This window comes from Dyadobacter sp. BHUBP1 (assembly GCF_050587785.1).
Taxonomy (GTDB): Bacteria; Bacteroidota; Bacteroidia; order Cytophagales; family Spirosomataceae; genus Dyadobacter.
Map to the genome: position 1 here is coordinate 984,480 of NZ_JBOBIH010000003.1, position 14,963 is coordinate 999,442.

Sequence of the window (14,963 nt, forward strand, 5' to 3'; positions counted from 1 at the left end):
TGCAAAAAGCAATCATGCGTTCACATCGGAGTAATCAGGAAAAGAAACGGCTTCTGGGCGAACATATCTTCTCGGAGCTGTTGACTCACAGCGATTTTGGGGGTGAAAGCAATGTCCACACTAAGAATTTCGCAGATGGTGGCCAGGTGGCCACACTTCGTGCGTTTTTAGCGGCCCGGCTGGCAACCTTGAGAAAAGAATTGCGGGTGCAGCAAAACAAGGTGGCCCGTTTGAAAAGGCAAAGCCGTGCCGCTGAGGGGTTTGGCGGCGCAGTAAACCGTGTTTTTGGCGAGAATCCGGTAATCGAGCAGCAGGATTTGACGGAACTGCAAACCGAGCACGACCAAGTTCAGTTGTTACTTGACGGGATAAAGTCCGGGGATGTGATGTATAGTGGCAAGGGGTTTGTCAACGGTAAGGGGCAGGTGATTGCCGGACAGGCCGAAATGATTGCTGAAAATCCGGTGTATTATGCCCAGCGCTATGCGGCTTACAAACAGGCGGCCACCAGTGGGCTGGAAATGAACCCACCTGTGTTAGGCACAGACCAGCCGCTTACCCGCCAGCAGCGGGAAGAGCGCGCGGTCGCCGAAGGCCGGGCCGAGTATCTTTCCTCGCGCCCGAAGCCAGCTACAACCGGAAGTGACTTGCCTGTGGCCACTGCAAGCACCGACCAACCAACCACCCATGAGCCGTTTGGCATTGCAACCCCGGAAGCGAGCAAACCATTGGTAACCGCATTTCAAAAAGAATATAACGGCTGGGCGAAAGCGAACGGGCTTGTGACGATCCAGGAAGATGGCATGTATGGGCCGGTCACCAAAAGAGCAATGGACAACTGGAATTTGAACAAGCCTGCCTGGGAGCAGGTATCACCGGTGACCGGATCAGTGATCGACCCGAACACGGGAAAAACTACTGAAAACTTGGTGGGCATTAGAAGGCCGGACGAAATTACGAAGATTGAGAACCGTCCGGAATTCGACACCAGCAACAGGTTACAGGACGGACTGGACAAGACACGGCAGGCACTGGAAAATCGCACCGCGTTACAACAGGCAGCTAATGTGCAATCACCCAAAGCAGGTATATCACCCTGGGAACGGCAGAATTTATTCGCTAACCTGACTGATTTGGCCAAAGCAGGCGTAGGTGCGCTGGTTGCTTATAAGAACCCGGTGCCGACTTACCGGTTGCCTGACAGCTATTCACGTATGCAAAATGAGCTTTACGCTGCCCGGAACCAGGGCTTTTCCCCAGAACAGCGGGCGGCTATTAACCAGGGTTTGCAAAACAACTATGCGGCGAACGTGTCGGCCATTAGAAACATAGCCGGTGGTGGTGTAGCTCAAGGGGCGGTATTGGCCGCTTTGGGCCGGGCATCGGCAGGGCTAGATAGTGCTTACTTGGACACGGCGATCCAGGATGTGCAGCTGAAAAGGGCCAACTACGCCAACCATCAGAATGCGGTGCTCACCGGCCTGAATATTGATCGCCAGCTTTTTGAACAAGACAAGCAAGCGGCTATCGCACAGCGACAGGCGGGTTTAAGCCTGCTTGATTCGGCCCTAAATAACATGGCTGCCAGGCAGCAATATGATTCACAGTTTGGCCCGGGAACTTTGTACGATCAGTTACAGACCGAGCAGATCCGGTATCTTGAAAACCAGCGCCAAGCCGCCGGGCGGCTGCCGGATGTGTATATGCAGTGGCTCAACGAGAGTGCAAACCAAAAAAGGTAAACGATGGCAACGGGCGGTTCCTACGATACATCCGGCGCTGATTTGCTGCTCGCCCTTCGCCCGCGTGACAGCTGGACGGAGCGGGCCCGCCAAAAACAGGCCGAACTACAGTACGCCAGCCTGCTTGGCGCGCAAGCCAGGGAGCAAACAGCGGCGTTGGAAGGCCAGATCGCGTCCCAGATCCAGCTGATCGGGCAGATCAAAGCAATGCCCGTAGAGGCGCCTGACCAGGCCCGGATTGGCGCTTATGTAAACGGCATGCTGGGTAAAGTGCTTCGAAGCATCGATGAAAATTATGGTGGTGACCCTCGGCGGTTCCTGGAAGCGGAAGGCCGGATTACACTTAGCAAGATGAAGGATGACTTTATGGCCTCGCCCTTGTACGCCCAGGTGACACGCAATAAATATGAAATGGACTTGGCGCGCAAAGCAATGTCGGCCGGAAAAGCCTTGATTGGCGGATTGGACGCCAGCGGGCACTATGAGCCGGCTGAACAAGCTATCTACAATTTCCAAAATGGGATGACCGAACGTTTTACGTTCCGTGGCGCCTACGAGCCGTCCCAGGCAGATGCTTTCGCGTTTTTTTCCAGACAATATGCGCCAGCGGGCAGCAGGTACCAGCGGACGCCGGTGGGCGAACTGGAGAAATTGCAATTTGCCGTTTCGGCCCTTGGAGAGCACGCCGGACGCGATCATTACTTTCGCAGCCTTCGCGGACGCAACATTTACTACAAGGCCGACCCGTTGGAAGACGCGCAACTTGCCCAACTGAGCGCTTGGAACCAGTCCCTTTCTGCCCAGCAGAAGATTGCGAAAATTAACGAAAGTAAAAACAAGGCGGCAAAAGGCCACGGAGGAAACAAACCGTATATGGATGACCAGTTTGGAAACCCCATCGGCCAAACCAGGGCTTTCTCGATTGACAACGAGACAGCGGTTGTCCCTGAGTTTGGTGTGAAGTTAACTGACCTGGCCAGCAAAGACCCAGTGACCGGACAAAAGCGGTTAATCTTTAACCAGCTCAGTAATTTGACCGGCCACGAGTATACCTCGCGGCTCTACGGGACATGGGGCAAGGAGGCACAGATCAAAGGCGGGGTATTGCCGGAAAATGGTGGGCACAGCATCCACCTGGAAGGTGTGCCGCACCAGGTCATTCGGACGGAGCCATCTGTGTACGTACCGGAAAAGGACTTTCAAAAAAACCTGCAAGGAAGGCCCGGCCAATATTTCCAGAAGGTCACTGTGGAGATCCCTGAGCAAGCGGCCAAAAGCGCGGGGCTGATCAATAACTTTTTCGGCTGGGACTGGACAGAGACAACCAGCAAAGCTTCAACAGGCCTTCGCCGTGGGAAGGGTAACAGCGTGATCATGGATTTATATGTGCCGCTGCCACGCTACGGGCAGAACCGTGAGCTGGACAACTTGGCTACCAAGCGGCTCGACGGACAGAAGATGGCCAACGAAACCGTTTTCAGCACTGCCCCGGCTTTTAAAATTGACGACGACCAATAGCCTAGGATGGGAAAGCAAACTTTGCAGCCGGATTTTGACCTGTACCCCGACATCACGCGGGTGTTGATACCGCAGGACGCTCAAAGTGTGCTTGTCCAGAAGGGTTTTGACCCGGCCCAAATGCAGCAGTCGATCGATGCGGCAATCACGAAAGGTGGTGCCCAGAAGCAGAAGGCGATCGAGACCTGGTTTCCCCTGCTAGACCAGATCGGTGGCACCAATAAATACAGCGCCGTGCTGGAAATGGCCAGAAGGGGCACCACCCCGAAAGAAGTGGCGCTTTCCAATCCCCAGGTGGGCGCCGGCCAGGCTTTCGTAGGTTCCTTTTACAACGCTGCCGTTCCTGGCCTTTTGGAAGGCATAGCCAAAGGTGGCGAGCTGATACTTTCGGCGATAGAGAAAGGGCTGGGCACTTATGACCAACAAAAATCTACCGGGCGTGTGGCCGATATTGGCCAGTGGGCCGACGGCATGCGGGTTTTCGTAGACCAGGCCTCCCAAGCTTCGCCCGTCAGCTGGGACAGCCAGAAGGGTGAACTTGACCTGTCCAGGCTTTCGAGCCTGAATAGTTGGATGGCAACCATTGGCAGTGTAGCTGGCTATATTGCGCCAACGCTGGTGCCCTATGTGGGCGTGGCCGCACGCGGCTTGTCCGGTACGGCGGGCGTAACCGGTGCCTTGCGCGCAAGTACCTTTGCTCTTTCGACCCTTCAATTGTTTCCGCAGTATCAAAAGCAGGCGTTGGATTCCGGGCTGAGCTATGGACAGGCCAGCAAGTTCGCGTTGCCGGTGGCCATGGTCTCGGGAGCGATTGAGCTGATTGGCGGTGAAGCGCTCATGCGCGGGATGGGGATTTCAGCCGGGCAAGCCAAAACCATGGTACGGGAAATCAGTGGGGCAAATTATAGCCGCGCGGTATCGGCGCTGGCGGGAAAGGAATTTTCCAAGGAGCTGGAAACGGATGCGGTGCAGGCCGTGGGCCGGGGTATCTTGCAGGAGCTCTCCGACCGCGGTGTGATGGCGGGTTTTCGGGCGGTGGCTAAAAAAGGTGGGCAAGCTTACCTTGACCAGGGCTTTGCCGAAAGTGCCGAAGAGCTGCTGCAAGGGACTGCCGAGTACTTTGCCAAAGAGATGTATAACAACTGGGTTGCCGATCAAAATGCGAAGGCGCTGGATGGAAAGTTTGTCAATAACAAAGGCGAAGCTGTCACCAATGCGTTGCTTGGGTCGTTGATCGGCGGCTTGATGGGGACCGGGCTGGGAATGTTCCACCAGAACCCTCATGTACTCGACCAGACGCTTGGCGCATTTATCGATACCGATATCCGGGAGCAGCTCAGGGCCAATCCACACGTAGGGCTTGCAGATGTGAAGCAAAACATGCGCCTATCGCAAGTGCTTGAAACGGCAAGACAAAACGGGCAATTTCAGGACACTGACGGCAGTTTTAATGCGCAGACCTATGAGGACATTAACCGGCGTGCGGCCACGCTGTATGACACCATCTATGGATTCAAGGATGTGGCGTGGCTGGATAGTGCAGATAAAACCTACATGGCGCAGGTGGCCTCGACAAGGGAAAGCATAGATCAGGCCATTGCAGAGACTGGCCAGGTCAGGCAGCAAATTGCGGCTATTGATGCGCAGCTGGCAGACCCGACCCAGATCGCCACTGACGAGAACGGAAATTTTCCCAGCCCGGAACTGCTAAAATTTAAAAGGGGGCAGCTTGCTGCCAGCCTTGGGGCTTTCGACCAGGCAACGGCCACCTATCAGAAAGAAGCTGAATTACAAACCGGTTCCCAAGTATTTGAGAAGATTTCCGGCCAGGCGATTCAGGCAATTTCTAACCCGCAAACCAAGCAGCTGGGTCGCAGGTATTTGAAGGACAACATGCAGGCGCTCTCTGGTGAGCAGCAGTTTCAGGCCGATATACAAACAGAGGTGCCGGACGCTGGCCAGTTCGCTATGGATAGCCAGGGAATGATCCGTAGCGTACGCAGCCAACCCGTTCAGGTTAATGAAAATATCCTGGATCAGGCTGGCCGCACGTACAGGCCTATCCAGCGGCAGCAATATGTTTTTGAACCTGTGCGGGATATCGCCACCTACCAGGCTGCGCTCGGATCGCTCACGCAAACGGGACTTAAAGTGAACGCGAAAACCAACCCCACGATTGACATTGCTGCCGATGCGCAGGAGCTCATTGGGCAGCTTGCCCAGGCGGTAAAAGTGTTGGAAGTGAACCCGGATGCCTACGATGGTGTGCGCGACCAGGTGTTGGACGGCTATGACCTGTATAACCAGATGTATGAGCAGGATGGTACCCGCAGCCCTATGCCATCACTGCCCAAACTAAGTGATATGGAATTTTTTGATGCCATCGGCTTTGAGCCAACCGCGCAAGACCTGGCTGACTGGGAGCAAGGCGGAGCAGAGACCCAGGAGCCTGCCGAAGAAGATTCCACCGAACAGGTGACGCCACGGCTACCAGCTTCCCTTGCGAAGGCTAACCCCCGGTATGGCTACGGCACCAAGACCTTCACGCTTGATTTCGAAAATGACATCGATAAGGCAGCCTATGTTGCAGCGCAAAGCCGACCGAGTAAACGAGATGCGGATTTTGTTAAATTTGTGATGGGCCACAAAGGCTTTGATCAGCAGCAAGTGCGTACGTATGGCCAGAGAGTAAGGTCTTTTATTAAAGGGATTGCCCAGGATGCGGCCTCGGGCGAAACGCTTTTCATTCCTGATCAAAATCCACAGCCAAATACGGCGGAATCAAATGAAAATCCTGACAACAAGGGAATTGGCGGCGTTGCCGGCCAGCCACGTCCAGTCGAATCTGAATACGCTCGTGCAGCAGAACTCCGAGAATTCCTTAGAGCTGCTAAGGATGAAGAAAGAAAACTACGAGCTGGCCTTACAGCTGCAATCGAAAGTGCAGACGCTGCTCTCTCGGATGAAGCAGCGGGGCTCCGAGCCGGCACAGCAGGAGCCGTTGCAACAGTCGCTCGACAGCTTGAAGAAGCAAACGACGATTATGGCGGCTCACTTGCAGGACTGGGGACGGAGGCTGGCGTCGAACCCGCAAACAGCAGCCCAGGCAGCGCAGCTGATGCACAGCAGGCAAGTTCTGCAAGAATAGCTATTGGAGAGGCGGCGCCCGGGGTAATCGGGCGGTTGCTGGTCCAGCTTACGAAAGCTTTTCCTGGTGTTGACCTTGAAATACCGGAAACCGAAATTGATTTTCTCTCCTTTTCTGGCCTGCCTTTGGATTATGGTGGCCCTGCGCCCAGGGGAATGATCAAGCAAGGGAAAGTATACCTGAACCCCGCCTCAGTAGCAGATGACCTGAACACGCCGCTTCACGAATATGGCCACATCTGGTTGGTCTGGGCGCGGTCCAACAATCAGCAGCTTTATGAAAAAGGCATCGACCTGATTAGCCAGAGCGGTTATTTAAAGCGGATCAGAAACGATCCATTTTACAAAAACCTGACGCTTGCCGCGCAGCAGGAAGAGGCCCTGGCCCGCGCTATTGGTGATAAAGGGGCTTCGTTTATCACCGATAATCGAAAGCTGGATTTTCGAAACTGGCTCGTAGAAGTTTTCAAAGCAATCAAAAACTACTTCAAGACCGTGAAGGTGATTGACGGGCTCACGCCACTTCAACTGGCCGACCTGGCTGTGGAAGATTTCGCGGCTTCGGTGGCCGAACAATTATTGGCCGGAACTGAAATTTCCGGCATCAGTAGCGCAGCGGTGGACGCGATACTGAACCCGGTTATCATTAAGAAAAAGGGGGTACGAAAGGACCAACGGCCGATCAAAAACCCTGCGCGTCTGCAGGCATTGAGCCGCGAGCCTTACAATCTACGTGACGAGGTGTACCAGTATTTTATTGGCAACGGCCTAGTCAACGAGGATTCGTTGCGGGATTTGTTTGGCGAGAAGAAGTACAATAAGGAGGCCCAGCACATGATCCTGATCAAAAGCGGAGATGCGCCTACCATCACAGAAATCGCCCATAAGCTGTGGGAGAATTCTTTTTGGCCGGATAAGTATACCGATCAGGATTACCGCAATGCCATCGAGGAAGTGCTGGGCTCGTTTCCGGGTGTGAAAGCGATGACCGAATATATCAACCGCAATGGTGGTGAAAATAGCCAGCCGGAATACGATCCGGATTTTGTGGAGACGGAGCCGCTGGAAGAGCTGGGTTATCCTGTTGAATGGGACATGGGACTTTTGGGAGACCCCAAATGGCGTGACCCGGACAAGATCCACGTTCCTTTCCGCTTTACGGAAAATGACGGGGAGAATATCCTGTTTTCTTTTGGGGCGAAGGGATCTGGCGAGATTGTTGGTAGCTGGAACGACCACCGTGACAATGCCAGGCACTTGCTGCAAGCCCGCGGTATTTATGGTAAAAGTAAATTCACGAGTGCCGAGAAGGCGATCATCGCCCAAGTGCAAAAGGTTACCGGGTTTGAATACCTGGGCGCGAAAAAAGTCCGGGACCCGTTGACAGGTATTTCTGCTTTGACCAGCGAAAACTGGTCTAACGACGTATCGGCAATAAACAATTCGTTTTTTACGGGCGACCAGGTCGCTTTTCTACCATTTGCAGACCCATCCTCTCCCGAAAAAAACCGGATCGTGAAGACCATTAAGAACGGGACAGCGCTGCATGCAAAGCTCAATGGCCAGGGCACATTTGGCAAAGTCCTTCAATACGGGCTTGAAGCCTCATTCGGGTCACTGGCCAATATGGAGTCGGTGGTCTCACTGCTAGATGACGAAAGTGGCACGCTGAAAGCGCTTATCAGGGATGTAAAGCGGGACGGAGCGGCCAGGCGTACTTATGCCGACAACATTCTTCGGGCCAATTATGAGAAGATCAGGCGGCAAATGGGCAAATTCTCTACCCATAAAAACGCGAGCAACCCCGATACGGTGGAAAAAGTACAGATACAGATTTTGGATTGGAATGAAGAGAAAGGCCGGGGCGAGCCGCGAGACATTGTGGTGCCCGTGGCAGTAGCGATGAATATCCTGGCCAAGCACCAATCACAGCTCAGCATGGGTGATGCTTACAACACGAAATTCGGCCAGACACACACGAGCCTGATCATTGACGAAAAGTTTTACGACGATCCCAGCGACTCATCGGCTTTTTTCAGCGGTGATATCCGCAAGGGTGGCCACATTTTTGGAAGCGCCGTTTTTGAGTCAGGCTCGGGCATCTCGGAGATGCGGTTGATTGACGAGGCCAAAGTGTATGTGTTGCTATCCCCGGAAGAGATGCAGAAACTGGAGGACCGGTTCATGACAGGCATTGGAGCAAGCTCGCCGGATGAAGAAATTGCCTATAAAGCCATCAAAGAAGCATACAACAATGTTCAGGTGCGTGAGATGTTGAAAAGGGAGAGCGAGCTATTCCTCAACCCGGATGAGGAGTTTGCCGTTGTACCGGACTACTCGCCATTGCAGGTGGTACGCGGTATGTCCGCAGACCAGCGCGTGAACGCGTTCAGCCCAAACCTGGAAGATGCCCGGCAACTCAATGAGAGGAAAGAACGGCCTGATGCGATCTATATCAAAGATATTATGGACGACTACCTGTACTATACTGATGCGGTGGGTCACATCCTGGGCAGTGGCAGGCTTGTACACAACCTGAAAAATATCCAGAATATGATGCGCAACGGGTTTGGCGACAATGACCCGTTATATGCCAAAATTCTGAAAGTGTTCGAACGGGACACGGAGCATTTGCAAAACTTCAAACAAACCCAGGCAGCCAAGCTTAATAAAAGCACCTTCGTCAGAAAAGCCAATGCGGTTATTAACCGCTACACAGCCTACATCTTTCGTGGCAATTTCGGGATTGCAGCCAAGCAGCTGGGTACGTGGGCGTCGGCGATCGGCCAGGGTTATATCCAGGACCGCTACCTGAACGCCGCCACTCCTGCAATGCTTAAAATTTCCCGTGGGGCCATTACGGATACCGGTGCGGTGAGCAATATCGTGGAGGGCACTGATATCGGCTTGAAGGATGCTTTTGGTCTGGACACGGTGGAAGCTCCTTATATCAGAAAACTGCTGGGCGAAGATATTGCGGATGCTGGTGAAAGGGAGGCGCATCGCAGCAGGTGGTCAGTGGTGATTAACCGGCTGCTCTACGGGCAAAACCAGTACGTGGAGGGGATTGATGTGACCGACATCCAATTCAACAAAAAGGGCTGGGGCATGGTAAAACAGCTTTACTCGAAGTTTGACGCGATCAGCGAGGATTACGGGATGTCGCCGATCCGTCGGGGTGACCGGGCGGTGATCCTGGGCTATATCGAGGCTGCCAGGCTGCAAACTGACGCGCAGGTAAAGGCCGGCACGCTCAAACGGGCCGACCAAGATGCGGAAATGGCGCGCATTGTGACGGAAACCGTGTACGCTACCAACCAAATGTCGGACATTGCCGACCTGACCGGGATGCAGCGGGACTCGAATTTTATCACAAAGGTGATCGGGCTGTATTCTGGCCAAACCCAAAAGCTTTTTAACCAGCTGTTACAGGCAGGCGTCGAATATATCAAATTCGGCGCGCAAGCCTCAGCGTCGGACCGCAAGGCGATGTGGAATAAGCTGCGCGGGTCATTGGTCTCAAACCTGATCATTAACCCAATGTGGCTGGCAGCTGTTACCGGGGCCTACTCGGTACTGTTGAAGCTGCTGGCAGGTGATGAGCCGGAAGATGAGGAGTTTTACTTTCGGAAATTTGGATGGGACTATGCGCGGTACCTGGGCGGGGTGGTGCCGGGCATTGCAGAGCAGGTAACATCGTATGTGATTTCCCACATTGATAATGAAAAGTGGCAGCAGGATTTTTTTGAAGTTCCTGGGCTGGAAACCGTCGACATGGCTTATGACGGGCTCGAAGACTTGATGGCTTACCTGGGGGAGGAGGATTATGAGAAGCAGCAGAAATACCAGGATTCGCTGATGGCTAATATGACCGAGGTGCTGGCTATTGGGGCTGGGGTGCCGAAAATTGTGGAGAAAACCGGGAGTGAGTGGAATACGGGTACAACGAACTGAAATTCTGATTATTCGGTATTGATTTTCTGTATCTCAAATAGAAACTTTAAAGTAGAAATCGGTTGCGTTAAACGTAGGGCCATGGACCGATTAGTTCCTGAACAACAACTTGTAATTTAACTAGGAATATTATGGAAGACGAAGGAAATGACGGTGGCAATGAGGGAAATCAAGACGATTTTGATGGACATGATGGCGATGATGGAGATAACAGTGGCGATTCGGGTGAGCGAGGAGGCTGGGGGAGCGATTCGGGAGGTTGGTCAGGAGAACGTGGAGAACGATCATCATTTAGTGAACGTGGAGAAGTCAGTAGTTTTTCACTGACGCGGGAACGTGAAAGTCCCTTTCATTTTGAAATGAGTAAGGAGTACAATGAATTCATGGGAAGAGAAAAAGCGACAAGGAACTATTTTGGGTATAATGAAAAGTTTCGAGGAGAAATCAACGAATCAAAACAAGCGGTTCGTGAGGCAATTGAGGGGACAGGTATCATCGACTTTGAGCAAATGTTAAAGGGTCAGAAACTTATTATTTGCCTCGATGGCTCAGCAGGATTGACGGCTGCTGATGTTCTTGGGGGGACGTTTTTCCCATCGCCAAGTACCTATGAGACAATCAAGGAAATATTAAATTGGGTCGCTATGGGTATTGTGGGCTATATGGTTCTACGAGGAATAGGAAAACCCATAGCCCGACCAGCGGCCGAATTAACATTTAACGGAACTTCCAAGGCAGGTAAAACTATCGGATATGCAGTTGGGATAATGGATATCGCAGCAGGTTTCCGTGAAGGAATTAACAAAGCCAATGCTCGTCGGATGGATCGATGTATGATACAATCAATTCAAAAATAAATTCCTCTAAGATGAACGAAGATGTAAAATTCGACCGACGGACGTTAGTAAATACACTTTTAGCTTCGCTAGCCATAACCTCAGCAGCTACTCAGAATGCTTCCGCCCAAGATACAATACCCGATAAGCCTAAACCACGACCGAAAGCGCCATCGCCCTCTCCCCATGTCAGCCCGAAGGGGGTTGAAAAATTTGATAAATTGGCCGATGTTCCATTAAATAAAAGCCGACCGCACTTGCCAGATACGGGTAACGTAGTGGAAACTTCGGTCTTTAATAGTAATGAGCATATCATAGAACTTAAAAATAAGCTATCGGAATTTCTTAAAGAGTTTTTTGAAGACCGCAATGCAGTTCCAAGGGATTCATCAATTTCTAACCTCGAATCGCAAATTGAGATTGATCTCGAAAAGCTTGCAGTTTCGTTTAAATCGTTTTCTCCATGCAAGGTTGAAGTTTTGTTAAATCAATCGGCGGATTTATTTGAACGAGCATTGTCGGATAGAAATGAGTGGGATCTAAAATCAATTGAGTTGTTTAAGCTAGTTCTTGAACTTAATGAGTTTATGCTTTTGGATGACAACCTCTTAGAACAAATAGAGAAGGGGTTGTATCAAATTGAAATCGACGAGGTTGTTAACCTCCTTGCTGGGGAAAATATTCTCGAATCAAAATTGCGAGACTCGATTGCGAACACGAAAAAATTGATCGATGAAAAGTATGGAGATGCAAGTATCTCGAATGTAAATGAGAGTATTAAGATGCTAAATTTCGCAAGCCTGTTCTTTGCTGATTATGCCTCAACAAGCAGGGATGCCGCTGGCCCAACACATAATCAATTAAACTTTGGTGGTGTTGTTCAGTATCCATACCAGTTAGGAGAAACAGCACAACTTGCTTTGAATTCTTTTAATATGAAGATTCAGAAGATTATTAGTGAAACTCAGTTGATTGCTCTGGAGAGCAGTGACGATGTATCGAAGAATAGAAAAAAATTCCTTGAAAAGAAGTTGAAATGGTTGAAAGAAAATATCAAGGCAAAATTACAGAGAGATCAGATTCTTAGATCTACATCCATTTATAAACTTTCTTCGCTAATATCTGACGACGGAATCTTAAATTATAAGAAGCGACTTTTGCCATTGAAAGAACGATTTACAAATGATTTCGCCGAAGCTTATGCAAGATTGAAATCCGCTGAACTCGGACTAAATCGCATATATGGGTATGAAAAGAAGCTTCCTCCTTTATCCGCGCAAAATGTTGCAGATTCGAAATTTTTCGATGATTGCATAGTGTGGAATCGGGATGCCATCAATTTTGTTAATAAATTCTCACAAAATGAGGTGTATATACGAAAGATAATATCAATTCGTGATTATGTGTCCGATGGAGAGAAATTCAAACGAGGTTTCTATAATGGGAAATGGGATATTAATGTTACTAATGAATATCTAGTCGATAAGTATCATGCGAGATTGCGAGGTGTGTCTGTATCAGTCGTTGGGCTTGGTAAACACCTTAAAAACCCTCATGATCTTGAAGGCAATATTTCTTCAAACATTACGATGCAATCTAGCGAACTGCTTTATCTACATCACACGGGCTATGTGGCACTTGATATCAAGGAATTTCAGCACACGAAATCGGTCAGCATGGGTAGAGTTTTTAGCACGAGCCACCCAAGGTCTGGTGAAATAGTTGGTTCGGAGGTCTTCTTTAATATGAGCCCTGTCGGCAATTGGACCATCAAACTTGAGCCGATATCAAGAAATTTCTATTGGGAGAAAAAAGGTAGAAGACGTTATAAAAGAAAAGACTGGCCGGCGACAATTGAAGTGGGAAATAGTGGTGGAAATGAGGAATTTCCACTTTTTTACGAGGATGATTTTTTTGATATTCAGTTAGAGCTTCATCTTTTAGTGAAAAGGGCAACTTAACTTGTGATATTAGCGCCATCTTGATTAACTAGCATATGGCTATTAATTTTTCACCTTTTCGTAAACTCATTCGAAGAACTGACATATGGCATAATCGATCCATCTAAGCTGCTAAGGGTTCGCAACGACAACCACGAGATTTGCAATATTCCTAAGTCAACCGACACCGTGGTATTTTAGAGGAAACGATTATTAATAAAGAATTATCTAAAATGAGCGCGAAGGAAACGCATCGAATCTTGAAACAATGTTATTGATTTTACATTTTATCACGTAACTGATTGATTATTAGTTGAGACTTAATGCCTTTTTAGCGATCTCGAAGCCAGCTAGCAGACGATAAGCTATCGAGATATACAACTCGTCTGGAATTCCGTGCTGACCTGCTACGTATTGATGTGATGAATGCGTGATATCCGCGATTTTTTCCAAAGCGACCACTACGCGCTCAATTTTGTCGATATGTTTTGTTGTGCCATTTGATATGCAACCGGCAATTTTAAAAATGTAGTCTTTTCCCGCTGTTGTATTGAAAAATGGGTCTTTTTCCGCAAGTATTTTCTTCCATTGCCTTCCGAACTTACTTTTCGCCGCGAAAAACCGCCAATGAGCCGCCCTTTGATGGTTAAACCATCGAAGTAGGGAGAATCGATCGCTCCGGGCCGCAGGTCTGCGCCTTTTTTCATTTCATATTAATGTTTAAGTTAAACAACCGTCTCGATCTCAATTCCTGCGGCTTTTTCCATCGCAATCACGACGCGTTCAATCCGATCGACGTTTCCCCTGGATTGGTCAGAGACGGCCTGAGCTGTGCTCATCATGAATTTTATCCCCTTCTCTGTTAAAAAGAACGGGTCTACTACCATAATCTTCCTTCTCCAAGATATTCCCAGGACTGCCTTTGCTGGTACGAATCTTCTCAGTAATCTATCCTTTATGGTCAAGTAGCCAAATTCAACGATGCCTTCGGGTTCGACTTGGTATTCGGAATAACTTTTCATAAATGACAGTGTCATACCACTGATTTTACTGGTATACCCGCTAACTTTTCCATTGCCACGATTACCCGCTCCATGTGATCGACTGGGCCTGTTTTTAAATCGGAAAGTGACCTCCCGATGGATGTCAGATAGCATTTACCCTTCTCTGTGGTGAAGAATGGGTCACTAGCTATGAGTGCTGAATGCCAATCGTTGCCAAGCACCGTCCTCGCATCGACAAAACGCTGCAATAGCCGATAAGCAATTGGGAGGTTCTCGTCCGCATCCGGAATTTCGTGCCGACGCAGGCGGCTATGTGTCGGATGATCAATCCCCGCGATTTTTTCCATCGGTACGACAACGCGTTCAATGTGGTCGACGTCTGAAAGGCCTGGGTCATACAGACTCTGCCTGGTGGTTAGCAAGTAATCCCGACCGGTATCAGTGTTAAAAAAGGATCACTTTTAGCCAGCATTGCCTGCCAAAGGTGACCCAACTCTGCTTTCGCAGTCAGGAAACGGAACAAAAGCCTACTTTTGATGGTGAGGTAGCCAAAGTCGACAACCCCATCCAGATCAGCTTCTAACACAGCTAACTTCATTTTAGTGTTGATTTAACGGTGAGAAATAAAATGTTCGGCAAAAAAGGTGCAGGCGCATGTGCTCCTGCCCTTTTAGATTTACACTTCACAAGTATGCCTCCTGACATCCTCGATGTATTAATAATCAGGGTTGTAAGTAATTCTAATCGGCCTTTTAAGGACCGGTGGATTTGGGTTAGTTATCGGCAGGGAGATGCGATTCGTAACATGTAACCTCCATTAAG

General features: G+C 50.0%; 8 protein-coding genes. 5 read left to right on the forward strand and 3 right to left on the reverse strand.

The window, feature by feature from the left end:
• Window positions 1-14 precede the first annotated feature (14 nt).
• From ACQ4MZ_RS16460 to ACQ4MZ_RS16480, 5 genes are all read left to right on the forward strand, one after another.
• The gene (locus tag ACQ4MZ_RS16460) at window positions 15-1,742 is read left to right on the forward strand and encodes a hypothetical protein (RefSeq protein ID WP_430846325.1); all 1,728 of its coding nucleotides are present in this window, start codon (window positions 15-17) and stop codon (window positions 1,740-1,742) included.
• A 3-nt stretch (window positions 1,743-1,745) separates the two neighbouring features.
• The gene (locus tag ACQ4MZ_RS16465; RefSeq protein ID WP_430846327.1) at window positions 1,746-3,260 is read left to right on the forward strand and encodes a hypothetical protein; all 1,515 of its coding nucleotides are present in this window, start codon (window positions 1,746-1,748) and stop codon (window positions 3,258-3,260) included.
• Between the two features lie 6 nt (window positions 3,261-3,266).
• On the forward strand, window positions 3,267-10,361 hold the full coding sequence (locus ACQ4MZ_RS16470; protein ID WP_430846329.1) for a hypothetical protein: 7,095 nt from the start codon (window positions 3,267-3,269) through the stop codon (window positions 10,359-10,361).
• A gap of 131 nt (window positions 10,362-10,492) precedes the next feature.
• Window positions 10,493-11,218: a hypothetical protein gene (locus ACQ4MZ_RS16475; RefSeq protein WP_430846331.1), complete on the forward strand. Its 726-nt coding sequence runs from the start codon at window positions 10,493-10,495 to the stop codon at window positions 11,216-11,218.
• A gap of 11 nt (window positions 11,219-11,229) precedes the next feature.
• On the forward strand, window positions 11,230-13,158 hold the full coding sequence (locus ACQ4MZ_RS16480; protein WP_430846333.1) for a hypothetical protein: 1,929 nt from the start codon (window positions 11,230-11,232) through the stop codon (window positions 13,156-13,158).
• A 704-nt stretch (window positions 13,159-13,862) separates the two neighbouring features.
• Here ACQ4MZ_RS16480 and ACQ4MZ_RS16485 read toward each other — a convergent pair.
• The 3 genes from ACQ4MZ_RS16485 to ACQ4MZ_RS16495 all read right to left on the reverse strand — a co-directional run bounded on the left by ACQ4MZ_RS16485 (window position 13,863) and on the right by ACQ4MZ_RS16495 (window position 14,739).
• On the reverse strand, window positions 13,863-14,159 hold the full coding sequence (locus ACQ4MZ_RS16485) for a hypothetical protein (protein ID WP_430846335.1): 297 nt from the start codon (window positions 14,157-14,159) through the stop codon (window positions 13,863-13,865).
• An 11-nt stretch (window positions 14,160-14,170) separates the two neighbouring features.
• Complete coding sequence (locus ACQ4MZ_RS16490) at window positions 14,171-14,488, reverse strand: hypothetical protein (RefSeq protein WP_430846337.1); 318 nt, start codon at window positions 14,486-14,488, stop codon at window positions 14,171-14,173.
• Window positions 14,489-14,556: 68 nt separating this feature from the next.
• Window positions 14,557-14,739: a hypothetical protein gene (locus ACQ4MZ_RS16495; RefSeq protein ID WP_430846339.1), complete on the reverse strand. Its 183-nt coding sequence runs from the start codon at window positions 14,737-14,739 to the stop codon at window positions 14,557-14,559.
• Window positions 14,740-14,963: the final 224 nt, after the last annotated feature.